At 63.1% G+C, this 25,481-nt stretch carries 24 protein-coding genes; 10 read left to right on the top strand and 14 right to left on the bottom strand.

From position 1 onward, the window contains the following. Positions 1-3: 3 nt before the first annotated feature. The 5 genes from gatB to HL657_RS09305 all read right to left on the bottom strand — a co-directional run bounded on the left by gatB (position 4) and on the right by HL657_RS09305 (position 4,392). Positions 4-1,419 (bottom strand): Asp-tRNA(Asn)/Glu-tRNA(Gln) amidotransferase subunit GatB, encoded by a 1,416-nt coding sequence (gatB, locus tag HL657_RS09325; protein ID WP_317296548.1) that lies wholly within the window; start codon positions 1,417-1,419, stop codon positions 4-6. Beyond that, positions 1,416-2,717, bottom strand: a complete 1,302-nt coding sequence (gene gatA / locus HL657_RS09320; protein WP_317296547.1) for an Asp-tRNA(Asn)/Glu-tRNA(Gln) amidotransferase subunit GatA — start codon at positions 2,715-2,717, stop codon at positions 1,416-1,418. The genes gatB and gatA overlap by 4 nt, the downstream gene beginning before the upstream one ends. Next, on the bottom strand, positions 2,718-2,987 hold the full coding sequence (gene gatC, locus HL657_RS09315; protein WP_317296546.1) for an Asp-tRNA(Asn)/Glu-tRNA(Gln) amidotransferase subunit GatC: 270 nt from the start codon (positions 2,985-2,987) through the stop codon (positions 2,718-2,720). Then, positions 2,977-3,984, bottom strand: coding sequence for an asparagine synthase C-terminal domain-containing protein (locus tag HL657_RS09310; protein ID WP_317296545.1), 1,008 nt, complete (start codon positions 3,982-3,984; stop codon positions 2,977-2,979). The genes gatC and HL657_RS09310 overlap by 11 nt, the downstream gene beginning before the upstream one ends. Positions 3,985-4,140: 156 nt before the next feature. After that, positions 4,141-4,392 (bottom strand): hypothetical protein, encoded by a 252-nt coding sequence (locus HL657_RS09305; protein WP_292519815.1) that lies wholly within the window; start codon positions 4,390-4,392, stop codon positions 4,141-4,143. On the opposite strand from HL657_RS09305, the gene HL657_RS09300 reads away from it, so the two are divergent. Further along, positions 4,369-4,695: a cobaltochelatase subunit CobN gene (locus HL657_RS09300; RefSeq protein WP_231476519.1), complete on the top strand. Its 327-nt coding sequence runs from the start codon at positions 4,369-4,371 to the stop codon at positions 4,693-4,695. The two genes, HL657_RS09305 and HL657_RS09300, sit on opposite strands and share 24 nt — an antisense overlap. 86 nt (positions 4,696-4,781) lie before the next feature. Here HL657_RS09300 and HL657_RS09295 read toward each other — a convergent pair whose 3' ends face one another. From HL657_RS09295 to HL657_RS09270, 6 genes are all read right to left on the bottom strand, one after another. Then, entirely contained in the window at positions 4,782-5,927 is a 1,146-nt protein-coding gene (locus tag HL657_RS09295; protein WP_317296544.1) for a peptidase S9, read from the bottom strand. A 1,046-nt stretch (positions 5,928-6,973) separates the two neighbouring features. Beyond that, positions 6,974-8,314, bottom strand: coding sequence for an adenylosuccinate lyase (purB, locus tag HL657_RS09290; RefSeq protein ID WP_317296543.1), 1,341 nt, complete (start codon positions 8,312-8,314; stop codon positions 6,974-6,976). A 73-nt stretch (positions 8,315-8,387) separates the two neighbouring features. Continuing rightward, positions 8,388-9,386 carry a magnesium/cobalt transporter CorA gene (corA, locus tag HL657_RS09285; RefSeq protein WP_317296542.1) on the bottom strand — a complete coding sequence of 333 codons (999 nt, stop codon included), beginning with the start codon at positions 9,384-9,386 and terminating at the stop codon, positions 8,388-8,390. A gap of 154 nt (positions 9,387-9,540) precedes the next feature. Further along, a complete protein-coding gene (locus tag HL657_RS09280) occupies positions 9,541-10,524 on the bottom strand; it encodes a mechanosensitive ion channel family protein (RefSeq protein ID WP_317296541.1) in 984 nt (327 codons plus the stop codon). A gap of 123 nt (positions 10,525-10,647) precedes the next feature. Next, a complete protein-coding gene (gene corA / locus HL657_RS09275) occupies positions 10,648-11,670 on the bottom strand; it encodes a magnesium/cobalt transporter CorA (protein ID WP_317296540.1) in 1,023 nt (340 codons plus the stop codon). Between the two features lie 54 nt (positions 11,671-11,724). Continuing rightward, a complete protein-coding gene (locus HL657_RS09270) occupies positions 11,725-11,979 on the bottom strand; it encodes a DUF5654 family protein (protein ID WP_317296539.1) in 255 nt (84 codons plus the stop codon). Between the two features lie 163 nt (positions 11,980-12,142). Between HL657_RS09270 and HL657_RS09265 the strand changes: the two genes are divergently transcribed. The 5 genes from HL657_RS09265 (at position 12,143) to HL657_RS09245 (ending at position 17,672) form a co-directional block, all read left to right on the top strand. After that, complete coding sequence (locus HL657_RS09265; RefSeq protein ID WP_317296538.1) at positions 12,143-14,152, top strand: ATP-dependent DNA helicase; 2,010 nt, start codon at positions 12,143-12,145, stop codon at positions 14,150-14,152. Next, positions 14,140-14,607 carry a methylated-DNA--[protein]-cysteine S-methyltransferase gene (locus tag HL657_RS09260; protein ID WP_317296537.1) on the top strand — a complete coding sequence of 156 codons (468 nt, stop codon included), beginning with the start codon at positions 14,140-14,142 and terminating at the stop codon, positions 14,605-14,607. The genes HL657_RS09265 and HL657_RS09260 overlap by 13 nt, the downstream gene beginning before the upstream one ends. Positions 14,608-14,628: 21 nt before the next feature. Beyond that, positions 14,629-15,540 (top strand): ketopantoate reductase family protein, encoded by a 912-nt coding sequence (locus HL657_RS09255; RefSeq protein WP_317296536.1) that lies wholly within the window; start codon positions 14,629-14,631, stop codon positions 15,538-15,540. Between the two features lie 16 nt (positions 15,541-15,556). Beyond that, the gene (mobA, locus tag HL657_RS09250) at positions 15,557-16,192 is read left to right on the top strand and encodes a molybdenum cofactor guanylyltransferase (RefSeq protein WP_317296535.1); all 636 of its coding nucleotides are present in this window, start codon (positions 15,557-15,559) and stop codon (positions 16,190-16,192) included. A 334-nt stretch (positions 16,193-16,526) separates the two neighbouring features. Continuing rightward, the gene (locus HL657_RS09245; RefSeq protein ID WP_317296534.1) at positions 16,527-17,672 is read left to right on the top strand and encodes a WD40 repeat domain-containing protein; all 1,146 of its coding nucleotides are present in this window, start codon (positions 16,527-16,529) and stop codon (positions 17,670-17,672) included. A gap of 18 nt (positions 17,673-17,690) precedes the next feature. Here the strand turns inward: HL657_RS09245 and HL657_RS09240 are convergent, their stop codons facing one another. Both HL657_RS09240 and HL657_RS09235 read right to left on the bottom strand, forming a co-directional pair. After that, the gene (locus HL657_RS09240; RefSeq protein ID WP_317296533.1) at positions 17,691-18,455 is read right to left on the bottom strand and encodes a dihydroorotate dehydrogenase electron transfer subunit; all 765 of its coding nucleotides are present in this window, start codon (positions 18,453-18,455) and stop codon (positions 17,691-17,693) included. Further along, the gene (locus tag HL657_RS09235) at positions 18,448-19,335 is read right to left on the bottom strand and encodes a dihydroorotate dehydrogenase (RefSeq protein ID WP_317296532.1); all 888 of its coding nucleotides are present in this window, start codon (positions 19,333-19,335) and stop codon (positions 18,448-18,450) included. The genes HL657_RS09240 and HL657_RS09235 overlap by 8 nt, the downstream gene beginning before the upstream one ends. 205 nt (positions 19,336-19,540) lie before the next feature. Between HL657_RS09235 and HL657_RS09230 the strand changes: the two genes are divergently transcribed. Together HL657_RS09230 and HL657_RS09225 are read left to right on the top strand one after the other, a co-directional pair. Beyond that, positions 19,541-20,407: a malate dehydrogenase gene (locus HL657_RS09230; RefSeq protein WP_317296531.1), complete on the top strand. Its 867-nt coding sequence runs from the start codon at positions 19,541-19,543 to the stop codon at positions 20,405-20,407. 19 nt (positions 20,408-20,426) lie between these two features. Then, complete coding sequence (locus HL657_RS09225) at positions 20,427-22,865, top strand: DNA-directed DNA polymerase (RefSeq protein ID WP_317296648.1); 2,439 nt, start codon at positions 20,427-20,429, stop codon at positions 22,863-22,865. Between the two features lie 20 nt (positions 22,866-22,885). Here the strand turns inward: HL657_RS09225 and HL657_RS09220 are convergent, their stop codons facing one another. Next, complete coding sequence (locus HL657_RS09220) at positions 22,886-23,299, bottom strand: hypothetical protein (RefSeq protein WP_317296530.1); 414 nt, start codon at positions 23,297-23,299, stop codon at positions 22,886-22,888. A gap of 220 nt (positions 23,300-23,519) precedes the next feature. Here HL657_RS09220 and HL657_RS09215 point away from each other — a divergent pair, with 220 nt between their 5' ends. Beyond that, entirely contained in the window at positions 23,520-24,152 is a 633-nt protein-coding gene (locus HL657_RS09215; RefSeq protein ID WP_317296529.1) for a hypothetical protein, read from the top strand. Positions 24,153-24,323: 171 nt separating this feature from the next. Next, positions 24,324-25,304 (top strand): hypothetical protein, encoded by a 981-nt coding sequence (locus HL657_RS09210; RefSeq protein WP_317296528.1) that lies wholly within the window; start codon positions 24,324-24,326, stop codon positions 25,302-25,304. Positions 25,305-25,481: the final 177 nt, after the last annotated feature.

Below are 25,481 nucleotides of genomic sequence, written 5' to 3'. Positions count from 1 at the left end.
GGATTACACCCCACCTGTGTCAATATACCCGGATACGATGCGGCCGAGTTCCCGCGGGTCCGCCCGTCCGCGGGTCTCTTTCATCACCTGCCCCACGAGGAAGTTCAGGGCGCCTTTCTTGCCGCCCCGGTAGTCCTCCACCGCCTGCGGGTTCGCGGCGACCACCTTCTCGACGACCTGCGTGAACTCGTCTCCCGTGGCCCTGGCGAGCCCCTCGCGCTCCACGATCATGGCGGGAGGCTCGCAGGGCTTGCCGGCTGCGCAGGCATCGAGCATCTCCCGCAGAACCTGGACGCCGGCCGTATCGGTGATCGTCTCCGTCCGCAGAAGCGCGAGGAGTTCCGCGATGCGGTCGGCCGGGACGGCAGCGATGCTCATGTCGCGGTAGTTGAGCTCCCCGAGCAGCGTGTCGGCAACCCAGGTGGCGGCGAGAACCGGGTCGATGTGGGCGACCGCCTCGTAGAAGTCGGCGAGTTTCGGGTCGCCGGTCAGCGTCCGGGCGTGATTGAGCGATATGCCGTACTGCGCCATGAACCGGTTCTTACGGGCGACGGGAAGCTCGGGAAGGTCGATTGCCGCGACCCAGTCCGCGACCCGGAGCGGCCGGAGATCGGGCTCGGGGAAGTAGCGGTAGTCGTGCTCCTCCTCCTTGCTCCGTGAGGAGGTGGTGATCCCGCGGCCCTCCATGAAGTGGCGGGTCTCTCTCGTCACCTTCTGGCCGCGCCGGAGCAGGTTCTTCTGCCGGGTCACCTCGAAGGTGAGGGCCTTCTCGACGCCCTTGTAGGAGGAGATGTTCTTGACTTCGACCCGCTCGGACCCCTCGAGGGATATGTTTGCATCCACACGGAGGCCACCCTCCCGCTCGCCGTCGAAGACGGCGAGGTACTCGAGGATCGTCCGGAGTTTGTTGAGGAACCGGCGAGCCTCCTGCGGAGAGCGCATGTCCGGTTCGGTGACGATCTCAAGAAGCGGGATACCCGATCGGTTGTAGTCGACGAGCGAGTACTTCGAGCCGCCCGCGACGTGGACGAGCCTCCCTGGGTCCTCTTCGAGGTGCACCCGGGTGATCCGGACGATCTTCTCGTGCCCCTCGTCGTCCTCGATCTCGACCGTCCCTTCGACCGCGAGGGGTTTGTCATACTGCGTGATCTGGTAGGCCTTCGGGAGGTCGGGGTAGAAGTAGTTCTTCCGGGCGAACTCCGACTCTTCCAGGACCTTCATGTCGAGGGCTTTTGCCACCTTCAGGCCGTATTCGACCGCTTTCCTGTTCAGGCGCGGGAGCGCTCCGGGCAGGGCGAGACAGACCGGACAGCAGTGGGTGTTCGGCTCGTCGTCGCGGTAGTCCGTCGAGCACCCGCAGAAGAGCTTTGTCGCGGTCGAGAGCTGGACGTGGATCTCGAGCCCGACGATCGTCTTCATGCCTTCACCTCCTGCTCGTAGGCATAGGCAGCATCGACGACGCGTTCGTCCTCGAACTGTCTTCCCATGATCTGGAGCCCCACGGGGAGGCCGTCCACCCTGCCGCACGGGACAGATATCGCCGGGATGCCGGCGAGGTTCGCGGGCACCGTGAGGATGTCGGAGAGGTACATCGAGAGCGGGTCGGACTTCTCACCGAGGCGGAAGGCCGTCGTCGGCATCGTCGGGCCGGCGATGACGTCCGCGTCGCAAAACGCCCGCTCGAAGTCCTCTTTGATATTCCGGCGGGCTACCTGCGCTTTCGCGTAGTACCGGCCGGCGTAGCCCGCCGAGAGGGCGAAGGTGCCGAGCATGATCCGGCGCCGGACCTCGGTGCCGAACATCTCCTGCCGCAGGTCCTGGTAGGCCTCGTGCCAGGATTTCCTGGTGTCGACTGCCGGGCCGTAGCGGACGCCGTCGAACCTCGCGAGGTTCGAGGAGGCTTCGCTCGTGCAGATGACGTAGTAGGCCGCGAGCGCGTGACGCATGCCGGGGATGCTCACCGGGACGGTCTCGGCCCCGAGCCCTTCGAGGACCCCGATGGCGTCGCGGACGCTCTCCGCGACACGGGGGTCGACGCCTTCGCCGAAGTATTCTTCCGGTATCCCGACCCGGAGCCCCTTGATCTCGCCCGACGGCCGGTGGTCATACGGACGGTCGAGCATCGTCGAGTCGCGGGGGTCGTACCACGCGATCACCGACATCAGCCTTGAAACGTCCTCCACCGTCCGTGCCATCGGCCCGATCTGTTCGAGGGAGTTTGCGTAGGCGATGAGGCCGTAGCGGGAGACCCGGCCGTAGGTGGGTTTGAGCCCCACAATCCCGCAGAACGCCGCGGGGCACCGGATCGAGCCGCCGGTATCGGTGCCGAGCGCCATCGGGACGAGACCCGCGGCGACGGCGGCGGCGCTTCCGCCGGACGAACCGCCGGGCACCCGTTCGGGGTCCGCCGGGTTTCTGGTGGGGCCGAACGCGCTCGTCTCGGTGGTGGTGCCCATCCCGAACTCATCCATGTTGGTCTTGCCGACGACCGCCGCTCCTGCCTGCCGGAGGAGTTCCACGACGTAAGCGTCATACGGCGGGACGTAGCCTTCGAGGATCTTCGACCCGCAGGTGGTCGGTATCCCCGCCGTCGAGATATTGTCCTTGACCGCGACGGGGGTGCCGGCGAGCGCCCCCTCGGAGAACGGCGCCTGGCCGCAGGTGGTGATGAAGGCGTTATACCGGTCGTCCGGCGAGAATTCGAGGGTTCCCGCCACTCACATCACCCTCGGCGCCTTGATAAACCCGTTCTCGGTCGACCCCGCGTTCGCGAGGGCTTCGTCCTGCGAGAGGCCGGGCCGGGTTTCGTCGTCCCGGAAGACGTTCACGAGCCCGGTATCCGGGGCACTTATGCCCTCGACGGTGTCGAGGACCTCGAAGTAGTCCAGGATTGCGTTGAACTGGGTGGTGAACTCCGGCACCTCGTCTTTCGATATGCCGATATCCGCAAGTTCTGCTATATGTTCAATATCGCTCTCAGTAATCATGTTCCGCCCTACTGATCTCCGTTAAGTACCCTTGTACCGACTTTTTATAACCATTGTCACGTGCGAGCCGTTGCATCGCCCTCCAGATCCCGCTCCCGTATTGCATCGCTTTCTTCTCGGCCCGGGCGACTTCGGCGGGAATGTGGCGTTCTGCGACCACCCGCAGGGGGTGCTTTCTCACCCCCCCGCGCACCTTCTCCCTGGCCGGGATCGCCCGGGCGGCGCGCACCACCCGGACGTCGAGGTAGGGCATCGAGAAGTATGCCCCGTGAAGCGCCGCCACCGCCTGATCCCGCGTTCTCTGGCGGGCGAGGTCGGCATAGTCCCGTTCGAGTTCCGCCGCGAGGTCGGGGGAGGTGAGGTAGCGGGCGTAGCCGCCGAAGAGCTCGTCCGCCCCCTGCCCGGCGAGGATACGGGTATGGCCGCGCTCTTTTGCCCACGCGGCGACAAAGGAGAGGGTCGTCGCGATCGAGGCCTCGAGGGGGTTCGTCGGGTCGGGGATGACCCGGACGACCCGGGCGAGCGCCTCCGCGACCTCGTCTTCGGTCGGCGTGACGATCTCGAGGTCAAGCCCCATCATCCGGGCGGCTGCGGCGGCCCGCCTGACGTCGTGCGACCCTTCGAGCCCCACGGCCACGCAGGGGAGGCGGGCGAGGTGGGCGACGAGGGCCGAATCCACGCCGCCGGAGAACGCCACCGCGCCCTCGTCGCTCCGGAGGCCGACCGCGGTGACGATCGCCTCCTCGAGGGTGCAGGGCGCTGGATCGGGTGCTACCCGGGCAACCTCCCGTCCATCGCAACAGATGGTCCCGGGCGGGACCGGGCCGGGCATGATCCCGAAGGCGTCGCGTGCGGTGCAGTCACCGTAGGTGAGCAGGAACTCGCCGCCGCACCCATTGAGTGCCTCCGGTCCCACTTCGAGCAGCTGCTCCACATCGGCGGGGGTGAGGCGCACTCCGTCACGTTCTATCCAGCCCTTCAGGTTCATGGTCGGCATATTCCGTAATCCGGCAGGTATCGCCATGAGGCTCACGCGGTACGCGGACGCCTCAAAAAACGGATCTGTGTCAGTGTTTGCACTGTTAAATTATAAATGTGCGTACACCGGTCGGCGCGAGATGCGGGCGGTTCGGAGGGTTTAAGCCTGAATCTGTCACCCCCGGGCGGATACGGTGATCCTGACCGGACGCAGCGTCACCTCGGGCGCGTGGCCCTCGGCAAAGGTGAGCGTCACCCGGCCGTCTCCGGAGGAGGACGTGCAGTTAACGACATCGGCATATATCCTTGTCTCGTGCAGCGTCTCGTTGCACGCCTCCCAGAGTGGCGTGTTCAGCGGAACCGGGAGGCCTGTATTGACCACGATTTCGATCGTGGGCGGTGATTGGGAAGTCAGGTTGATCTTCATCGTCTCCACCGACGTATCGAGCGAAAGCGTCCCCCCACGCCGTTTCCGCTCGCGAACGTCTGCTCCCACGAGAATCCCTGGGGGCTGGAGGAGATCGGGAGACGGCTGCTTGAAGCGCACGAACGCGGCCTCTGGGATGCCGATCCGGATGTTCTCGAAGGGTTGCGGGCGGCGTACCTGGAGATGGAGGGCTGGATCGAGGACCGGATGGGCGATGCCGGAGGCGACGTCCAGGGCGGTGCGGTTCGCGTGGTGACCGTGGGGGATGTAAAAGCACTGCGGGGAGCACGGGAGAAGGAGTGAGCGGCGTGAAGACGGCGATGGCGACACCCGTTAACGCGTCGCGCTCCACCGGTAATCGTCTTCGTGCGGCACGTTCCCGCTCCCCCTCATCCCTGTTTTCGCAGTCTGAGCAGACATACCGTGAGAAGCAGTGCACCCGCTGCAGAAACTACCTCAAATCCCGGCGATGCGGGTGCCGCCGGATCTTCGAGCGGGATTGCAGACAGGTCGTTTCCATCGCTCACGACGATCGTTCTGCCGTCGGGAGACCACTGGTGCATCATGTATGCCGGATTATCAGGACCGAGGGGTGCGAGGTCCGATCCGTCGCTCTTCATCACCCAGAGCGCCCGGTCCCGCGACTCCGACCGGAAGGCGATCCTGGTACCGTCCGGCGACCAGACTGGTGATGTGTCCCGGTTTCCGGTTGTCAATTGCTCCGAACCCGATCCGTCGCTATCGATAACCCAGAGAGAGAACTCCGGCAATGTCCCCGGCGGTGACGCGACGACGTAGGCGATCCTGGCACCGTCCGGGGACCAGGAATACCCGGATACGCTCCCCTCGCTGAACGTCACCTGTGTCTTGCCCGTTCCGTCGCTCTGCATGGTCCAGATCTCCCGGTTCCCGGTTCTGTCTGCGAGGTATGCGATCCTGTCCCCCTGCGGCTGCCACAGGGGCAAACGCGCATCTCCATCGGTCGTCAGCTGCTTCTTGTTACCCCCGTCCGCGTCCATGATCCAGATGTCCGCTTCCGTGCGGATGGCCGAGAGGTTCACTTCCTGGATGGCCGCATCATCGAAGAGGCAGGAGGTATAGACGATCCCCCTCCCATCGGCGCTCCAGTCCGCCCCGTAGCCGGATAGCCCCGGAATGGGGACGATGCAGCCGCTTTCGGTCAGGCGCACCTTCCCGGTCCCATCCGGGTTCATCGTCCAGAGGTCGAGCCCTCCTCCGTCGTCGGAGAGGAAGAGGAGTTTCTCCCCGTCCGGCGACCAGGGATCGAACTCGGTGAAGAGATTCCACGAACGGTCGTCCGTTACCGGTACCGGGTTTTGGCCGTCGCGCTCCATCACCCGGATACCGGCATGGACTCCGTCGGATGAGACGAAGGCGATCCTGGCACCGTCCGGCGACCAGAAAGGATACGAATTGAATGCCGAATCGTTTGTTAGCTGGACGGCGGGTGCAGCCGCTGCCGGGAGAGCGGACGCGATCAGCAGCAGGACGATAAATATCGTTTTTCGGTTCATACAGGCCTCTCCTGTGCGTCTCATGGATATATTTCGGCACATTTCTTTCCCATTGCAATACTATGTCACTCGAAATTCCGTAACAGTGCCTGGAGGGACACGGAACCGCAACGGCTATCCCCTGGAACCCCTATTGCCCTCCGGGCACGCTTTTGGGGCCGGGATACGACGGCAATCGGGGTTCCCGGCCCCCGCGGGATACCGTACGCGGTGTCACCGTTCAAAGCGTCAACGTTCCCCCATATACCTTTTCTGTGACAAGCATCGAACTGTCGTGGCTGTACCCGGGCCGTCTCCTTCTCCTGACATGCCCTCGTTGTTCCATCTCCCGGCAGTACGGCCGATCACCAGTGGAAATGTACCTCGATCCCCGGATCGCGGGTATGAGTGCATACCCCGGTAAGAATCCTGCATACCTCCCCCAAATACCGAAACCCGGCGGAATAATCAGCTTGCTTCCGATGCAGCCCTTCCCCGGGAGCGAATGTGCGCGCCCGTCTATCATCGGATATCCGTCCGCATGAACCGTGTGTATGCGACGGCAAAGACGACGACGGGCTAGAGGATCAGCGCCACCACGCTCGACCATATCTCGCCGAGTGTATCTTCAACGGTCGCCCCGGAGAGGTGTGAATCCTCAGGATCAGGATGCCCCTCAGGGAGCGTCCATCGAGCATCGTCAGGTGCACGTCCGGTGAACCGTCGTGCCTGGGAGTTGTGTTCGTCGGGAGCAGGCGCGGAAGAGGTTCAAGGGATCTGGTTTTTCTTGTATCGGTTGGTCCCCGGGGCACTGTCCGGCATGCCGGGGAGCGAGGTACTGCGGTCCTACGGTTACGGCATCGCGGAAGAGTTCTGAGCGACTCCTTCCGTTTCGCCCAACCACTGTCCTCGTGCAGAAGCGGTCATCGTTCACACCGGTGAGATAACGCCACCCTGTGCCGCGTTGGTAAAAAAGTATGGTGAAGGAACGGGGTTATTACCGTGATGACGTTCACCGTTGCCGGCGAACGGGCGGGATGCGGCGGCGCACCCCGCCCAAAAACGTTTCACCGGCAGAGCGGCGTGAGTTTCTCGATCAGCCGCTCCACCTGCCGGACGGCCGTCCCGATGTAGGCGTCCGGGTCGAGGAGAGCGTTGAGTTCCTCGCGGGTGACGAACGCCGTGACCTCGGGCCGCTCACCGAGCACCTCGGCGAGGTCGCGGTCCTCGGCAAGGGCCTGCATGCTCGCCGTCCGCATCGCCTCGTGGGCCTCCTGCCGGCTCATGCCCCGCCGGGTGAGGTCGATCATCACCGACTCGGCGAGGTTCACGCCCCTGAGCAGCATCAGGTTCTTCCGGATGTTTGCCTTATTGAACTCAAGGCCATCCATCACGCTGATCATCACGTTGAGGATGTGATCGGTCAGTACCGACGCCTCGGGGAAGAGGGCCCGCTCGGGGGAGGAGTTCGTCAGGTCGCGCTCGTCCCAGAGGACGTTGTTCTGCAGTGCCGGTTCGACCGCGGAGCGCACGATCCGGGCAAGGCCGCAGACCTGCTCGCTCTTGATCGGGTTTCTCTTGTGAGGCATCGTGCTCGAGCCCACCTGCTTCTTCCCGAACGCCTCCGCGAGTTCCCCGATCTCGGAGCGCTGCATCAGCCGGAGTTCAAGGCCGATCTTGTCCAGCGTCGTCGCGATGTTTGCAAGGAGCATGAAGTATTCCGCGTAGCGGTCCCGGGAGACGAGCTGGTTCGAGACGTCTACCGGCCGGATTCCGAGGAACTCCATCATCGTCTCCTGGATCTCGATACCGGCATCCCCGAGCGCCGCCTGGGTGCCTACCGCTCCGGTGAGCTGCCCGACGACGACCCGGGGTCGCATCTGGCGGAGCCGTTCAATGTGGCGGGAGACCTCGCTCGCCCAGATCGCGAACCGCAGCCCGTAGGTGGTGGGCACACCGATCTGCCCGTGGGTGCGGCCGGCGCAGACGAGGGTCTTCGTCTCGGCGCTCCGGGCGAGAAGCACGCAGAGGAGTTTGCCGAGTTTCTCCTCGATGAGCATGAGGCTCTCGCGGACCTGCAGGGCGGTCGCCGTATCCAGGATGTCGTTCGAGGTCGCGCCGTAGTGAATCCACCGCCCGGCGTCGCCGCAGACCTCGGTGACGGCCTTGACGATCGCCATCATATCGTGGTTGATCTCGGCCTCGATCTCCTTCGCCCGCTCGAGGCGCGCGTCATGCGCAGAGATCGCGATCGTCTCCGCATCCTCGCGGGGGATCATCCCGTGCGCCGCCTCCGCTCGTGCCAGCGCCACTTCGGCCGTGACGATAGCCCGGAAGCGGTTCTCCTCACTCCAGACGGCACGCATCTCCGAAGTGCCGTACCGGTAGTCGATGGGATGGATTGCCATAATGGAGAAGTGTTGGCATTCTCGCTACAAAAAGGGGGTTGCCGCCCCTCTCCCCGTGCCGCGGGGCCCGCCGTCATATCCACTCTTTCTTCCTGAAGTAAAGGAGCATCGCGAACGCGACGCCTACCATGAGGAGGAGGACGAACGGATACCCGAGCGGCGAGTCTTCGAGCGGTATGTCCCTGAGATTCATCCCGTAAAACCCGGTGATGAAGCTTAAAGGAATGAAGATGCTCGCGACGATGGTGAGGATCGTTGTGATCTCGGCGAGCCTGTTGTTCTGGTTCGAGGTATGGAGATCCATCACGCCGGAGAGGGTATCCCTGGTATACTCCGCGACCTCTGCCGCCTGGATGCACCGGTCGTATATATCCCGGAAGTACGGGATCGTCTCCTTCCGGACAAGGCTCAACTCCCGGCTTGCAAGCGCCCCGAGAACCTCGCGTGCCGGGACGGCCGCTCTCCGGATGGTCAGGAGATCTTCCTTGAGTTCGTAGATCTGTTTTAAGGCAAGCGGGTCCGCGGCAGCCAGAACCCTGCCCTGGAGGTCTTCCACCCGGTCGTCGACCGCGTCGAGGATGGCGAGGTAGACACTCACCATGGCGTCGAGGAGCGTATAGGCGAGAAAATCCGGCCCCGATCCCCGGAGGACACTCAGCTCGTTCCTGAGCCGCTCCCGGACCTGTTCGAAGACCTGGAAGGGCTGCTCGCGGAACGTTATGACGTAGTTCTCCCCGAAGATCAGGCTGACCTGCTCGCTTGTGACTCTGCCGTCTCTCTCCGAGAGCATCCTCGCGATGACGGCGACGTAGCTCCCGAACTCCTCCACCTTCGGCCGCTGGTCCGGGGCCGTGATATCCTCCATCGTGAGCGGGTGGATCCCCGCCTGCCTGCCGAGGATCACGAGTTCGTCGCGCTCCGGCACCCCGACGACGTCGATCCAGGTGACCGTCTCCCGGCCGATCCACGACCATGCCTCGGTGAGTTCGATGCACTCGTGCTCCTCGATGCGATCCTCCGTGTAGTCGATCACCCGGATCGAGAGTATCCCACAGGTTTTTTCCGGCCGCATCACCACCTCCCGACTCCCTGCTCCCCGGGGGAGAGGCGGATACGCCTTGCCGGTCCCGGCAAATCACCCGGCGAGCCGCCCGGCAGGGGCCACGGATACCATCCCCGGGAGGGGGGCATTCATCCCATGGTATAAAACATCACTGTCGGGCCGATCATGTATCTTCGACCGGCCCGCCGTCGTAGACGATGATGTTCTCGGTCGCGATGGTGATACCGTCGGCCGCTTCGACCGCCTCGAGGAGTTTGCGGGAGAGGTCGTCCTTCGTGGCCCGCTTCCTCCGGACATCGGTCACGTACCGGATAGAAAAGTCGATCCAGTTGTCGGTGAGGGTCAGGTAGACGGACGGCTCCACCTCTCTCCTCGGCAGGTAGTAACGCATGCCGATCCTCTCGATCTCCTGCTCGGCCCGTCCGGACGTCGCCGCCGTCTCCCGGCGAACGATATCGAGAAAGAGGGAGACCGCCCGCCGCCAGTCCGACCCGTAGGTGATGGGGATGGAGATCTCGTCCCAGACGAAGGTGTGATCCATCGTGTAGTTAAAGACCCTTGATGACAGGACGGCACCGTTCGGGACGACGGCGATCCTGCCCGTTGCCTGATCCCCCTTCACGTCGCGGGCGTGGATCTCCAGGATCTTCGTTTCGAGGATCCCGATATCGATCACGTCGCCTATCGTCTCGCTGATCTCGATACGGTCGCCAACCTGGTAGGTGCGCGAGACGATGATCAGGATCCCGCCGACGAAGTTCTTGAAGAGGTCCTGGAGCGCGACGGCGATCCCGGCACCGACGATACCGTAGGCGACGAAGATATAATTCGTATCGATCCAGACCCGGAGGAGGATGACGCTGATGACGACGATCTTTAAGATGGATACCGTTCTCCGAAACGAGTAGCGCTCCCGCTCGTCCTTGATGCGCCGGAGGGTGAGGGATTCGACGATGAAGAAGAAGAGGTAGACGAGGCTGATCGTAAGGGCCGTGTAGAAGACACGTTCGAGGTAAATGTCGGGGTAGGCGAGTGCCGCAAGCAGGAACAGGGCCGTGGCGGTGCCGGAGATCACGATGACGGCGACGGTCCTCAGCGTCGCCCGTCTCTCTTCCTGCCTCTCCGGGTTTCGTCGGTCCGCCTGCATACCCCTCGCCCTGCTGCCGCCGGCGCACGCGGCCTACTTCTCCTCACAGCAGGATGGCGCGGACTTCGACGCAGCGGGATATAATGGTATTCGGCTATGGACGGGAGGGGTGCCGGCCGCGGTTCAGATCCAGTTTCTCTTCCTGAAGTAGACGAGCATCGCAGCCGCGACGGCTGCCATCGAGGCGAGGGCCAGGGGGTAGCCCCAGGGATGGCTGATCTCCGGCATGTATGCAAAGTTCATGCCGTAGACCCCGGCGATGAAGGTGAGCGGGATGAAGATTGTGGCGATGACGGTGAGGACCTTCATGATCTCGTTCATCCGGCTGCTCTGGCTCGAGAGGTAGACGTCGAGGGTTCCGGACATCGTATCCCGGTAGGTCTCCACGGTCTCGGCGACCTCTATGGTGTGGTCGTAGACATCCCGGAAGTAGACGAGCGTCTGTTCCCCGATCAGGGGCGATTCGCCCCGTTCAAGTTGTGCAACCGCTTCGCGGAGCGGCCAGACCGAGCGCCGGAGTGCTATCAGGGATCGTTTTAAGGCATATATCGCCTGCAGTGTCCCGCGATCGGGGTCCGCCACCACCTCCTCCTCGACCACTTCGATACGCTCCCCGAAGACCTCGATCACAGAGAAGTAACCGTCGACGATCGCGTCCAGCAGGGCGTAGAAGAGGTAGTCCGGCCCGGCGCTTCGGAGCCGCCCGGCTCCCGCACGCAGGCGCTCCCGGATACGCTCGAAGACGTCGCCCGGCTGTTCCTGGAAGGATACGACGTAGCCTCTCCCGAGCACAAGGCTGACCTGCTCGCTACGGAACTCGCCGTCGCCGGGAGCGAGCATTCGGACTGCAACGTAGAGGTAATCGCCGTAATCCTCGATCTTCGGCCGCTGGCTGGTGTTTGCGATGTCCTCCAGGGTCAGGGGGTGAATCCCGACGGCGTCCCCGACCGCCTGGATCGCCCCGGTATCGTGGACGCCGTCGACGTCGATCCAGATGACCGCCGGACGGCGAGCCGGGAGCCGGAACCCCGGCAGCGTATACGTTCGCTCGCCGAGGCGGGACTCATCGTAATCGATGACCGTGACGGTGACCGGTCGTGAGCGGGGGGCCGCTCCACCCGTCACCCGGTCGTCGTGCAGGCTCATAGGATATCCGGCTGGTTCAGGAGGGTTTATCGAAAATGAAGGGATTTTTGGGCTTCACCTTCTTGTTGCCGCTATCTCATCCTCTCTCTTCGCCTTCGCTGCAGCGCGGCCGATCAGGATGACCGCGATCACCGCGACGATCGTCACGACGATGGCATACACGAACATGGCGACAAGCGAGCTCTGATCTCCAAAAATCTCCGCGAAAAGTTCCTGAATGGCTCCGTTCCATGCGAGAGCGGCGATCAGGCCGAATGCAGCCGCGAGAAGAGCCGATACCTTTTCAATGACCTCAGCCTTGAGTGACATACAGTCTCACCGGCGAGCGGTAAGCGGGTTGATATATAATACTTTCGTAAGAGCGTCCCGGTCTCCGCTCTCCTTTCCTTCCGCCGTTTGGGCAGTACCGCCACCGTTCACTTTCGCCCCGGGCACCCAAACTACATTGATGTCAGCCGTCGAACTGTATGCAATGGATAGCCTCGACGACTGGTTCCCGTACCGGGAGTACCGGCCCCATCAGCGGGAGATGCTTGAAGCGGCCGCCTCCATCGCACGCGACGGCGGCATCGCCATGATCGATGCGCCGACCGGGAGCGGCAAGTCGAGCGTGGTCTCCGCGCTCCTCGCGGAGAGCCGGGGACGAAAAGTGCTCGTCGCCGTCCGGACCATCAGCCAGCTTGCGACGTTCATGCGCGAGCTCGAGCTCATCCGGAAGAAGCGCGGCGACCTCAAGTTCGCCTACCTCATCGGCAAGTCCAGCATGTGTCCGCTCGGCGGCGAGGGAGACATCTACCGGCGGTGCGAGGGCGTCAAGTCCTTCTCGACGGCGCTGATGCGGGAGCGGGCGCAGAAGGGGTCGCTCGTCCCGGCGAACGACCGCCAGATCAAGCAGCAGATCCGCAAGATGGACCCGGAGCACCCGCTCATCTGCCCCTACTTCATTCACGGCAAATCGTTCGTGGAGCCCGAGGACGGGGGATTGAAGATGATCCCGTCGGCGGCCCTGCGCGTCCGGGCCGAGCGGGTGAGCACCGAGGTGATCTGGCCCGATCAACTTGCCGGGTTCTGCGGCGATATCTGCCCTTACGATACGATGATGCATGCTGCCCGGGACGCCGACGTGGTGCTCGTGAACTTCTACCACCTCTTCGACGACGCCATCCGGGAACAGCTCTACCAGTCGCTTGGGATCGAGGGGCACGACGCCATGCTGCTCATCGACGAGGCTCATAACTGCGGGGACGTCGTCCAGAGCATCGAGAGCGTGACGATCGAGGAGCGCGACATCGTGCAGGCCGGTCACGAACTCTCCGGACGGCGGCGATCGCCGCAGGCTGACGCCATAGTCCAGATCCTGCCGCAGATCACCCGGTTCATGGAGGCGCTCAAGGGCTCTTATGAGACGGAGGACTTCTTCGAGCCGCCGGTCTTTCAGAAGATGATCCTGTCCGGCACGCTCTACCGGAGCGTGGAGGAGATCGTTGACGACCTCCTCAAGATCAGCGAGGGGATCCGCGAGAAGAACATGCAGGCGGGCGAGTTCCGGGAGAGCGCGATCGAGCGGCTGACCGAGTTCTTCTACCGGATCTTCCGCTCCGCCGCCGATCCGGCGTACCTCACGGTCTACCGCAAAGAGGAGGACGGGGCTGTGGCACTCGAGGTCCGAAACATCGACCCGAGCACCAAGCTCCAGGACATCGCCCGGGCGCACGCCTGCTGCGTTTTGATCTCGGGGACGCTCTCCCCCATCGAGAGTTACCGCCGCTACTACTTCGGCGACCTTCCCGTCACGGCGATGTCGCTCCCGAACTCCTTCCCCCCGGAGAACCGCCGCATCTTCTGCGCAAACGACATCACCACCGCCTACTCGATGCGCCGGGACAGAGAGAACCTCGCACGGACCGAGGACTACATCACCACGTTTGCCCGCCTCCCGGGAAACCTTGCGGTCTATTTCCCCTCCTACGACCTCCTGAACACCTTTGCGGAGCGGTGCGCACCCCGCATCCGTAAAAAGCAGATCTATATCGAGTCCAAGGATACCACAGCCTCGGCCACGATGCTCCGGGAGTTCATGGCCCTCCCGGGAACCGGCCGCTCGGGCATCCTCTTTGCGGTCTGCGGCGGCAAGTGGAGCGAGGGCCTGGACTACCGCGGCGAGATGCTTTCGGGTGCGCTCGTCATCGGCCTCCCGCTCGCGCCGTTCAACCGTGTCCGGAAGATGGTGATCGACTACTTCCGGATGAAGTTCGGTGAGGAGGGGGAGTTCATCAGTTACACCCTCCCGGCGGTCAACCGCGCCCTGCAGGCGCTCGGCCGGGTGCTCCGGACGCCCGAGGACAGGGGTATGCTCATCCTCGGGGAGAAGAGGTTCCTGGAGCGCCGGGTTCATGCGGGGCTGCCGCCGTGGATGCAGGAGGAGATGACGGCATGCACCGTAGATGCTTTCAAAAAGGAGGCTGAAAAATGGCGATTCTGACCGGGTCGTGCCGGTTCGGCCTCTGGCACGTCCACGTCGCATGGCAGGACGACCTCGTCTACCGGGTGCGGTTCGCGCGTGAGAGCATCGCAGGGTCGGTGCCGGAAGAGATCCTGCGCTACTGTGTCGGCCGGCCGGCGGACCTCGCCTCCCTCCGGAGCGTCGCGACCGAGGGCGACTCGACCTTTGCCGGGATTTACCGTGCGGTCCGGGCAATCCCCTGCGGTGAGACCGTCACCTACGGTGAGGTTGCCCGGATGGTCGGAACCGCGCCCCGGGCGGTCGGGGCGGCGATGGCCCGAAACCCGACCCCGATCGTGGTGCCCTGCCACCGGGTCGTCGCGAAGACCGGCATGGGCGGGTTCTCCCCCGATCTCGCGATCAAAGAGGCCCTGCTTGCCATGGAACGGCGGGGAGATGTTTGCACGCCGGAAAAGAGAGGAATTAACAGGTAACTCCGCCATAGTAATATTGAAATGAAGATCGTGGTCCTGGGTGCCGGGGCGGTCGGGCTGACCGTTGCCGCAAAGTTGTCCCGCGTTGCGGACGTTCATGCCGTAGCGAGGACGCGGCACGCGGATGCGGTACGGAAACGGGGTTTTCTGATGACCGGCATATGGGGAGAGGGCACATGCCGGTTCAGTTGCTCCGAGGATCTCCCCGACGCGTGGCGGGACGCCGACTACTACATCGTCGCCGCAAAGTCCACCGGCACGGAGGCGATCTGCCGCCAGTTCGCCGACGTCATCGGGGGGCGCGAGGTGGTGAGTCTCCAGAACGGTATCGGAAACGAGGAGATCATCGCGCGGTTCACCGACCGGGTCATCGGTGGGATGATCATCACCGGGTTCGAGTGGCGGGGCGATGCATCGGTCCACGTCTCCGTGGAGGCGGCGCCCGTGAAACTCGGGCGGTTCCCGTCCGGTACGGACGCCGCGGTCGAAGACCTCGCCGCCCTTATGCGGAAGGCCGGTATCCGTGCGGAGGCGACCGGCAGCATCAGGACGGATATCTGGAGTAAGACCCTCTACAACTGCGCGTTGAACCCGCTCGGCGCCGTCATGAACGTTCCCTACGGCGCGCTCACCAATCCCCATGCCTGGACGATCGTCACCATGATCGTTCGGGAGGCCTGCCGGGTGGCGGAGGCCGAGGCTGTCTCCCTCCCCTGGGAGACGCCTGAGGCCTACCTTGAGTATCTCCGGACCGAGCAACTCCCGGCGACGGCCGCCCACCACTCGTCGATGCTCCAGGACCTGGCCCTCGGGCGCAAAACCGAGATTGATTTTCTGAATGGTGCGGTGACGGCGCTTGCCCAGAAACACGGCATCGAAGCCCCTTACAACACCTGTATCGTCGAACTGATCCGATTCCGGGAGCGGCTCTGACAGCCGGGGAGCGAGGATGCGATCTGCAGTTGTCCTTGTTGGCGGAGCGGCACGACGTGCCGGCGGGCGGGAGAAGTATTTTTTTACGTTCCGGGGCAAAACCTTCATCGACCGCCTCATTGATACCTTGAAGGAGGTGGCGGATGAGATCGTGGTGGTCGCACGTGATCCCGGGCAGTGCGAACGGTTTGGCCATCTTGATGACATTAAGTGCATACCGGATATCAGAAGGGACCTCGGGCCCATCGGGGGCCTGCACGCGGGGGCGCTCGCGGTGCACGGCGAGTATGTCTTTGTTGCCGCCTGTGACATGCCCTGCATCCACCCGGGGGTGGTCAGGCTGCTCTTCGACGCCGCCATCGGGTATGATGCCGCTATTCCCTGCTGGAATGCCGATATGCTCGAACCACTCCACGCGGTCTACCGGACAAGCGCACTGCTCGGCTACCTGGAGGAGCATGAGTCACTCTCACTCCGGGCGATGGTGCGGAGCCTTGATACCCATTACGTGCGCGTGGAAAAGCTCCGGGAGATTGATCCGGGCCTGCTGACGTTCACGAACATCAACAATCTGGAAGACCTGGAGTCGATCGACTCTTCGGCAGAACGGGGCCGGGGCGATGCGTCCGGGCCCGGACAGGAGTCTTCCTGACACTCTCCGGTCCATCGGGCCATCGCGAGTCGACCTCACCTATTTCCTGCCCGGGCTTCCCCGGTTCCTCTAAAAGTTCCACACGTATCCCCGGAACCCCGACAGTTCTATGGAGCCCCTGATCGGGGTTGAGCAGGAACTGGCGAACCGTCCCGGAGAACGAGGCAGGTAAGTTCCCCACAACATTTATATGCTATCTCTGAGAAATCAGCGCCTGATGTCATCGGGGGAAGTGACTTTATCCAATTCTATCACCAGAATCCGGGCGGCTCCCGGGATTGCGCGGGCAGCGCGTCCCGGCAGCAGGATCCGGATATCTCGAGCCGGCCGCACTATGGCACCGCTCCTTCTGTTCTGCTGTCTTATCGCTGCCCTGTGCGGGGTCGCCTCCGCAGAAGAGGGGGAGTATGTCCCGGTCTGGGGAATGGGGGCCAATGGTCCTGTCAGTTCCGTAGCGGTCACTCACGACGGTTCTGCGATCGTTGCCTCTGCAGGCTCTGCAGTATACGTTCTCGACCGGCAGGGAAACGTCCTCTGGAGGGACACTGTCGGTGGACGGGTGAACAGCGTCGGGATATCGCCCGAAGGGTCGCGGATAGGGGTTGCTGCAGACAAGCTCTATCTCTACGACGAGGATGGAGACCTGCTCTGGACCGAGAAGACGACTTTTGTTTACCGAAGCGTGGATATTTCGTCGAACGGAGCGTATGTCGCCGCCGGTTGTGACAACGGAGCGGTTTATATCTTTGATAGTAACAAAAAGCAACTCTGGGACTACGATATGGGGACCGACAGCTACGATCTCGCGATATCAGAGAACGGCCGCAGGATCGCGATCGGCTGTGATAACCAGGGGGTCTATCTCCTCAATAGCAGGGAGGGAGAATCCTGGAGTTACGGGACCGGCAAACTGGTGAGTGGGATTGCCCTAACCCCTGACGGGCGGTTCGTGGCAGCTGGATCGTACGATCGGTGCGTCTACCTCTCCACAGGGGAGGGTGAGCACCTCTGGAAATACCCCACGGAATACTCCGTCGCCGCGACAGCCCTGACGAACGAGGCCAGGAGGATCTTCGCTGCGTCCGGGAGGACAATCTACGTCCTCGACCGCACAGGAGCCGAGGTCCAGAAGATCGGTCTCGGCGGCCGTGCGGAATCCGTTGCCGCGACCCCCGACGGCTCGTTCCTCGTTGTAGGGAGCGGTGACGGCGACCGGTCCATCCGCCTCTTCACAAACGATCCAGACCTGATCGGAAACCAGGAGCCAATAGACGCCATGTTAGACGAAATCGAACCCCTGAACCAGACCGCGAGCGACGTGACCGCCCAACCGTCCCTTGCGGAAGAAAGCACGGAGCCATCGGTGGAAACGAACACCCGGGCCCGGGCCGAGGAGGTTCCGATCACCACGCGGGTGCTTGGGTGGGTGGAGAACATCATCTCCCTCCTCTTTAAACCCCAGGAAGATTTCCTCGCCTGAACCTTTTTTGAGCGGGCATCAGACCCGGTGCCTGCTGCCGCTCGCGTCGCGCGCGTAGTGCCCGAACTCACTATCGAGCAGGACGTCGCCGGTGAAGACGGGTCCGTCCCTGCAGACCCGCAGGCCGTGCGGGTCGGTGCAGCACGAGCCGCAGAGGCCGACCCCGCACTTCATGTAGCGGTGGAGGGAGAAGAGTCCCCGCTCGGCACACCCTTTCCGGTCGAGGACGGCGAGCACTGCCGCCATCATGACCTCAGGCCCGCAGACGCAGATGTGGCTGAAGTCGGCGAGATCTACCCTTGATAAGAGCTGGGTCACGAACCCGTGGTGGCCGGCGGTGCCGTCGTCGGTCGCGACCATCAGCGTTGCTGACTCGCGTATCCGGTCGGCGAAGAGGAGTTCTGAGGCCGTCCGGGCGCCGAGAAGGAAGGTGTCCACCTGCCCGGCCGTGACAAGCGGCAGCAACGGCGAGGCCCCGACGCCGCCGGCGACGGCAAGCACCCTCCCGGAGACGGTAAAGCCGTTCCCGTAGGGTCCCCGGATCCCGATCCGGTCGCCCTCGTGCATCGCAAAGAGAGCGGCGGTCGCGTCCCCTACCTCGAGGACGGTGATCGAGGACGGGGAGGAGAGGGCCATCGGGATCTCGTCGACACCCGGCACCCAGACCATCACGAACTGACCCGGTCGCGATGCAATCTCGCGGTCGAAGACGAACGTCCTGATCGACGGCGTCTCCTCCACGATCTCCGTTATCGTGACCCCTGCGGGCATCTGCTCATGCATGGGCGCACCCCACAATCTCGCGTGCGTCGATGCCGTCCGGACTGTAGAGGTCGTTTGCGATCGCAGCAAAGATGCCGATGTCGTCGATGACCGCGCTCCCGATCTCGATGGCGCTGGCTCCCGCCATCATCATCTCGACGACGTTGTCGGCGGTGGAGACCCCGCCGCACCCGACGATGGGGATGGAGCACGCCTCGTAGAGGTCGTAGACGCACCGGACCGCGACGGGAAAGATGGCCTTCCCGGAAAGCCCGCCGAACCGGTTCCCGAGCACCGGCCGGCGGAGCGCCGTCGAGATTCGCATCGCCTTCACCGTGTTGACCGCGACGATCGCATTCGCCCCGCCGCGCTCCGCGGCCGCCCCGATCGCACCGATATCGGCGACGTTCGGTGTGAGTTTCACCCAGGTCGGGACCCCGAGGGAGGCCACCGCTCTCGTGCACTCCTCCACAAGAGCCGGGTCGCTCCCTATTGCCGCCCCGTAGCCCTCCGCGTGGGGGCAGGAGAGGTTCAGCTCGAGCCCGGAGGCCGTGCCGGCAAACCACCCGGCGACCGTTCGGAACTCTTCTGGTGTCCCTCCGAAGATGCTGACGATCACCGGCTCGCCCGCGAGAGCGGTCAGTTCGTCCACAAACGCGGCCGAAGGGTTCGGCAGGCCCATGGCATTGATGATACCACCGTCGACGACGATCAGGCAGGGTCCCGGGTGCCCCTCCTTCGGGCTCGGGCCGATGGATTTCGTGACCACGCCGCCTGCACCATTGTGCAGGATACGCGCGAGCGACGCCCCGGTGGTACCGAGGACGCCGGCCGCGAGCAGCAGGTGGTTCCTCAGTCGGACGCCGCCGACCTCGATGGGGCCTGGATAAAGCGCAACCATTGAAAAAAGGTAGGAGTAGAGTATTATTATACTCTCGCGCCAAGTGTACTAACAGGAAAACATGTGCTCCGCTCTCCGGAGCCCGGGTACCGGCACGGGAGACGGTAAGATGGCTCTTTTCCCCGCCGGATCGTTATTCTCCGTGCAGTCAAGGGCCTCTTTGCGCGCATACCATATACCATTACCGAGAATCAGGACCGATACCATGACCTCGCTCGCAATTTTAGGTGTAGGAAAGGTGGGGGGCGAGACGGCATTTCTCTCCGCCGCGCTCGGTCTCGTCGACGAGATCGTCGCCTACGACGTATACGAGCCCATCCTCCGGGCACAGGTGCTCGACCTGCAGCACACGGGTATCGATGTCACGGTCTCCACCAAAACGGCGGCAATGCGGGATGCCGATATCTTCGTCTTTGCGGCAGGCACCCCGAGGACACCAGATATCAAGACCCGGGCCGATCTCCTCGAGGCCAATATCCCGGTGGCGAAACGTTGCAGCGAGCTCCTGCGAGGGTTCCCCGGGATAGTCATTACCGTCACGAATCCCATGGACGCAAACAACTACGGCCTCTGGAAGATGATGGATATCGACCGGCAGCGGTGCATCGGTTTCGGCGGTCAGCTTGACAGCGCCCGTTTTGCCCGCTATCTCGATGAAGCTGGGCACACGGGGCCCGCCTGGGTGCTCGGGGAACACGGCGAGCACCAGGTACCCCTTTTCTCGAAGACTGGTGTGGATTTCAGTCTTGATGAGCGCGAAACTATCCTCTCCCGGATGCAGGGGGCGAGCATGGAGGTGATCCGCGGCAAGGGCGGGACGGTCTTTGGCCCCGCATACCATATCGCCATGCTGATCCGCGCCGTCCTCGACGACCGGCGCCAGATGCTCCCCTGTTCGTGTGTGCTTGACGGCGAATACGGACTCTCCGGCTGTTCTCTCGGCGTCCCGGCCCGGATCGGCCGCGAAGGTATCCTCGGCATCGAGGAGTGGGACCTCGATCCCTGGGAGTCCGCGAAGATGGCGGAGGCGGGAGCGTTCGTGCAGGGCCTCTGCAGGAGGTTCGATGTCTGAGCAGGTGCTCGAGTCCCGCATGAGCGTTCCGGCAACGCTGGAGGACTTCGGGAAGATCCGTGTCGGTATTCATCAAGTGGAGTACGGTAACGTCGGTGCCGATACCCCGGTCGTTTATATCTTCGGTCGGGACGCATCCGGGAAGGCCATCCAGGTCAGGGTGACCGGCTTTCGGCCCTACTTCTATGCGCCTGCCGATCTTGTGAACGGCAGATCCCTCCCGCAGGAGATCGTCGGTATCGAAGAGAATACGACCTACCGCTCCATCCGCGGCGACCCGCTCCGGCGGCTCTACACCCGGCGCCCTGGCGACGTCCGTGCCGTCCGCGATGACTTTAAACAGCACTATGAGGCCGATATCCCGTTTACCACCCGGTTCATGATTGACTGCGGCCTTACCGCCGGTGTCGAGTTGCCTGCCGGTACTGTTGAATTGCCCGATGGTGCCTTTGAGATCGAGTGTCGCGAACTCACGCCGACCGAGATCAAGGCCCCGGCCCGGACCTGCATCATGGATATCGAGTGCGTGGACGAGGAGGGGTTCCCCGAGCCCGAGCGCGACCCGATCATCTGCGTCACCTGCTGGGACTCGTTCGACGACGATTATACGACCCTCCTCTGGCAGCCCGGTGGGGCGGCGGGCGACGCGCCCGATCTTTGCGTCCAAGAGCGGCACCGGGTCATCCGGTACCCGGACGAGGTCTCAATGCTCAAGGGGCTCGTCGATTACGTCAAAGAACGCGACCCGGATATCCTCTCGGGCTGGAACTTTGTGGAGTTCGATATTCCCTACATCCTGAAGCGGATGGCGACACTCGGCCTCCGGGCGGAGGACCTCGCGCGCCTGCCGGGGCAGACCGAACGGAATGCCGTCCGCGGGAGGGCGGTCTTCGACCTTCTTTCTGCCTACCGGAAGATGCACCAGGCGCAGAAGGAGTCTTACCGGCTCGATGCGATCGCCGGGGAGGAACTCGGGGTGACGAAGGTCCGCTACAGCGGGACGATCACGGACCTCTGGCGGTCCGACCCGAAGCGGCTCGTGGAGTACAACTACCGCGACGTCGAGCTCTGCGTCGGGATCGATAAAAAGAACAACATCATCGAGTTCTACCGCGAGATCGCCCGGTACGTCGGGTGCCCGCTCGATCGGACGCTGAACTCGTCGAACGTCATCGACATCTTCGTTCTCCGGAAGGCGTCAGGCACGTTCGTCCTCCCCTCAAAAGGGCTCGCTGCAGGCGACGAGTTCGAGGGGGCGACCGTCTTTGAGCCCGCCACCGGCCTACGGGAGAACGTGGTGGTTCTCGACCTGAAATCGCTCTACCCAATGGCGATGATGACGATCAACGCCTCGCCCGAGACGAAGGACCCAGACGGCGAACTGCGGGCCCCGAACGGTATCCGGTTCTCACGGGAGCCGGACGGGCTAACACGGAGCATCATCGCCGAGCTCCTCGAGGAGCGGGACGAGCGCAAGCGCCTGCGCAACCAGTACCCCTTTGGGTCGCCGGAATACGTCCTCTACGACCTTCAGCAGAACGTCCTGAAGGTGATCATGAACTCCTACTACGGGGTCTCGGGCTACACCCGGTTCAGGCTCTACGACCGCGAGATCGGGTCGGCCGTCACCTCGGTCGGCCGGGCGATCATCAGGCATACCCGGGATATCATCACCGATCTCGGCTACACGGTCATCTACGGCGACACCGACTCCTGCATGGTCGAGGTTCCGCCGGCGGGTCTCGAGGAGACCATCGCGCGGGCAAGGGAGATCGAGGCGCGGCTGAACGCGAGTTACGGCGACTTCGCGAAGACCGAACTGAACGCCGATACACATTACTTCTCCATCAAGTTCGAGAAGGTTTACCGGCGCTTCTTCCAGGCCGGCAAGAAGAAGCGCTACGCCGGGCACCTGGTCTGGAAGGAGGGCAAGGACGTCGATGAGGTGGACGTTGTCGGGTTCGAGATCCGGCGGAGCGATTCGCCGCAGATCACGCGGGAGGTGCAGCGCGCCGTCCTCGAGATGATCCTCCGCGGGGACGCGTTCAGCGATGTGCAGGCATACCTGCGCGCCGTCATCAGGAAGTACCGCCGGGGGGAGTACTCGCTCGACGAGGCCGGTATTCCCGGCGGGATCGGGAAGAACCTGGAGAACTACGAGAACGACGATGCCCACATCCGGGGCGCTAAATATTCAAACAAATACCTCGGGACCGACTTCAAGCGGGGCAGCAAGCCCAAGCGCGTCTACATCAAGACCGTCACGGCGAAATACCCGCGCACAGACGTGGTCTGCTTCGAATACGCCGACCAGGTGCCGCCGGAGTTCGTCGTCGACTGGGAGACGATGCTTGAGAAGACGCTCAAAGGTCCTCTCTCGCGGATCATAGAGCCGCTCGGGTGGGACTGGCACGATGTCGACCCGTCACGGACGACGCTCTTTGATTTCGGAATGTAAGAAAAGTTTTGAGGGCCGCTTTACGCGAAGCCCCTTTTTGCGCGCTCTTCTTCGAGGAACGCACTGCGCTCGATGTTCTTCGCCCAGGCGATGCGGCCGCCGACGATCTGCCAGTTGCCCATCTCCAGGATGTCTATCCCCTCGGGAACTTCCGGGACGGCCGCCCCGCCGGGCACGACGAGAACAGCCTTGTCGACCTTGCTGGCGCTTGCGGCAGCCTCGAGTGCTTCGATGGTGCCTGCCGGGACACTGGGGGTCATCTTCACGTTCACGAGCACCCGCTCCGTCCTGCCGGCGACCCGGCGGGAGAGCACACACTCCGGATGCGCACCGCTGGCGGGAGACCATGCTAATTGCCACCCTTCCTGGGGAGAGAACCGCCGGGCAAGGGTCTTCTGGACATCTAGATACGTAGAATCCTTTATGCCACCCATATCAATATCCTCTGCTCTACTGTATGATCATGGTCGAATATAAGCGTTATAGTTCTCTTCGCTTGCGGTTGTCCCCTCTGAACCTGGTAGCGGCCGGCGGTTTCTCTCCTCCGGGGCCGGCAAGGGGATAGGTATGGGACCCAGGCAGGACGGCGCACCGCAAATGCCCGGAGGAACACTTTTATCCTACTACCGGTATTATGCACCGGGGTTGTTGATAATGGCAGAGGCAACGCAGACAGAGGCCGCGGTTGTAGAAGCGTATGAGAGGCTGGCCCGTGAGGTGCTGGATCGGCCGGAGAGCATCCCGAGCGCTATCCACAATCTCCTCCTGAAACTGGCGGAGACACACCCGGGTGCGGTCTACTGGATCGTCCGGAGGTTTTACCAGGAATATCTCCGGCTCTATGTCTCCGACACCGGATACATCGGTATCGCAGACCGGTACGAACCGGACCTGATGTACCCGGGTGATATCGTCCTTTACACGGTTCCCGAGAGCCCGCAGCCGGGGAACGTGGTCCAGATCTCCTTCACCGACAAGGATGAGGTAAGCGTCTACGTCATTCACGGCCGGGTCATCGGGTGCAACGAAGACCGATCGATACAGATCGTGGATACCAGCACTGGAGAGGAGTACAAAGTCGTTGACTGGAACATCCTCGGAAAACTGGTGAAAGTGATCCCGTTCGGGGCCGATGAATGGCAGGAACTCTTCTCTGCATCAAGCGTTCCGAACGAGTGGGTAGCCACAACGATCGAGGAAAACATCGGTTCGCTTCAGGAGTCGGATGTTCCCGGAAAAGATGAGGCGATTGCCGAGCTCAAGAGCCGCCTTAAGAACCTGGTGTAGCACAGGTTCACCACGCATTTTTTGTGCAAGCCCGTTGGGTCGATCCCGGTTGCCGCCTCACTGTTTACACACCACCGGGACTGCTTCCATACCGGCTGCGAACAATGCCTCCCGGGGATCACTCCGGGCTCCGCACGAACTTTTTTGATGGGGAGTGTCCATCTCCGCGGTATGAAGCATCTGGCAATAATCATCCTCGGCCTGCTGCTCATCCCGTCCGGGGCTCAGGCGCTCACCTTCCTCGGCGGGGATCAGCAGGTGATCGACACCCCCATCCCCGATGATGTGGTCGCTTCAGGCGGATCCGTGACCGTCAACGCCCCCGTGGACAGCCTGACGGTCGCCGGGGGAACGGTGAGGGTTGATGCGCCGGTCGCCGGCGATGTCATCGCCGCGGGCGGCACCCTGATCATCAACGGCGATGTGGGAGGGAAGGTGCTCGCCGCCGGGGGCGAGATCGAACTGAACGGGAACGCGACGAACGCCCTCATCACCGGGGGCACGGTCAGGATCGGGGAGAATGCCGTCATAGAGCGCGACGCATTCATCTCGGCGGGAGAGGTCACCAACGCAGGATCGGTTCTCCGGAACCTGACGGTGTCGGGCGAGACGTTCGACAATCCCGGTACGGCCGGGAACGTGACGTTCGAGGAGCCGCCGGAGCCCGGACTGTTGCCCGATCTCTTCTCGGTACTCTTCGCCATCGGGTTCCTGATCCTCGGGCTTCTCGTCATCCGGGCGTTCCCCGACCTGTTCGCTGCGGTGGTCGGGCAGGTCGAGAAAAGTCCGATCCTTCTTACAGTCCTCGGGTTCATCGCGATCATCGTATCGGCGATCATCCTCGTCATTATCGCGATCACGATCGCCGGCCTCCCCATCGCGCTCTTCGCAGGAATGCTCTTCATCGTCGCCCTGATGCTCTCGTCGCTCTTTGTCGCGTACGCCCTCGGGGACGTCATCGCTTCCCGGACGGGGTGGGAGCCGGGGCGTTCGTGGATCTTTGTCCTGGGGTTCGTGATCCTGCAGATCCTCATCTTCATCCCGCTGCTCGGGGGGCTCGTCCAGATCGTCGCGGTCAGTCTCGGCTACGGGGGGCTGCTCTATGCGCTCAGGAGTTTCTGCCCGTTCCGTGCCGGTGGTGGTGGGGCGTAGTCTCTTTTTTCGGCCGAATGCCCTCAATCCGGCAACTTCACCGCGTTCTTGCTAATATCATAGGGTTTTTCCGGGGACGTTATCGGCATGCGGAATCGCCGGTGGTACTTGCTACCTGCTATACCCCATTTACGGATTTCGAGGGGATATCGCCATGGGGGGGTGGGGACAGGGGAG

It is taken from the genome of Methanoculleus nereidis (assembly GCF_032944295.1).
GTDB lineage: Archaea > Halobacteriota > Methanomicrobia > Methanomicrobiales > Methanoculleaceae > Methanoculleus > Methanoculleus nereidis.
Note: the sequence above shows the minus strand (reverse complement) of the source record. Positions and strands in the feature narration are given on the sequence as shown.

What these genes read in the sequence shown, in the direction of transcription:
- gatB (WP_317296548.1), bottom strand. Translation starts at nt 1,419, where the DNA reads ATGAAGACGATCGTCGGGCTCGAGATCCACGTCCAGCTCTCGACCGCG.
- gatC (WP_317296546.1), bottom strand. Translation starts at nt 2,987, where the DNA reads ATGATTACTGAGAGCGATATTGAACATATAGCAGAACTTGCGGATATC.
- HL657_RS09310 (WP_317296545.1), bottom strand. Translation starts at nt 3,984, where the DNA reads ATGCCGACCATGAACCTGAAGGGCTGGATAGAACGTGACGGAGTGCGC.
- HL657_RS09305 (WP_292519815.1), bottom strand. Translation starts at nt 4,392, where the DNA reads ATGAAGATCAACCTGACTTCCCAATCACCGCCCACGATCGAAATCGTG.
- HL657_RS09295 (WP_317296544.1), bottom strand. Translation starts at nt 5,927, where the DNA reads ATGAACCGAAAAACGATATTTATCGTCCTGCTGCTGATCGCGTCCGCT.
- purB (WP_317296543.1), bottom strand. Translation starts at nt 8,314, where the DNA reads ATGGCAATCCATCCCATCGACTACCGGTACGGCACTTCGGAGATGCGT.
- corA (WP_317296542.1), bottom strand. Translation starts at nt 9,386, where the DNA reads ATGCGGCCGGAAAAAACCTGTGGGATACTCTCGATCCGGGTGATCGAC.
- HL657_RS09280 (WP_317296541.1), bottom strand. Translation starts at nt 10,524, where the DNA reads ATGCAGGCGGACCGACGAAACCCGGAGAGGCAGGAAGAGAGACGGGCG.
- corA (WP_317296540.1), bottom strand. Translation starts at nt 11,670, where the DNA reads ATGAGCCTGCACGACGACCGGGTGACGGGTGGAGCGGCCCCCCGCTCA.
- HL657_RS09270 (WP_317296539.1), bottom strand. Translation starts at nt 11,979, where the DNA reads ATGTCACTCAAGGCTGAGGTCATTGAAAAGGTATCGGCTCTTCTCGCG.
- HL657_RS09265 (WP_317296538.1), top strand. Translation starts at nt 12,143, where the DNA reads ATGGATAGCCTCGACGACTGGTTCCCGTACCGGGAGTACCGGCCCCAT.
- HL657_RS09260 (WP_317296537.1), top strand. Translation starts at nt 14,140, where the DNA reads ATGGCGATTCTGACCGGGTCGTGCCGGTTCGGCCTCTGGCACGTCCAC.
- HL657_RS09255 (WP_317296536.1), top strand. Translation starts at nt 14,629, where the DNA reads ATGAAGATCGTGGTCCTGGGTGCCGGGGCGGTCGGGCTGACCGTTGCC.
- mobA (WP_317296535.1), top strand. Translation starts at nt 15,557, where the DNA reads ATGCGATCTGCAGTTGTCCTTGTTGGCGGAGCGGCACGACGTGCCGGC.
- HL657_RS09245 (WP_317296534.1), top strand. Translation starts at nt 16,527, where the DNA reads ATGGCACCGCTCCTTCTGTTCTGCTGTCTTATCGCTGCCCTGTGCGGG.
- HL657_RS09240 (WP_317296533.1), bottom strand. Translation starts at nt 18,455, where the DNA reads ATGCATGAGCAGATGCCCGCAGGGGTCACGATAACGGAGATCGTGGAG.
- HL657_RS09235 (WP_317296532.1), bottom strand. Translation starts at nt 19,335, where the DNA reads ATGGTTGCGCTTTATCCAGGCCCCATCGAGGTCGGCGGCGTCCGACTG.
- HL657_RS09230 (WP_317296531.1), top strand. Translation starts at nt 19,541, where the DNA reads ATGACCTCGCTCGCAATTTTAGGTGTAGGAAAGGTGGGGGGCGAGACG.
- HL657_RS09225 (WP_317296648.1), top strand. Translation starts at nt 20,427, where the DNA reads ATGAGCGTTCCGGCAACGCTGGAGGACTTCGGGAAGATCCGTGTCGGT.
- HL657_RS09220 (WP_317296530.1), bottom strand. Translation starts at nt 23,299, where the DNA reads ATGGGTGGCATAAAGGATTCTACGTATCTAGATGTCCAGAAGACCCTT.
- HL657_RS09215 (WP_317296529.1), top strand. Translation starts at nt 23,520, where the DNA reads ATGGCAGAGGCAACGCAGACAGAGGCCGCGGTTGTAGAAGCGTATGAG.
- HL657_RS09210 (WP_317296528.1), top strand. Translation starts at nt 24,324, where the DNA reads ATGAAGCATCTGGCAATAATCATCCTCGGCCTGCTGCTCATCCCGTCC.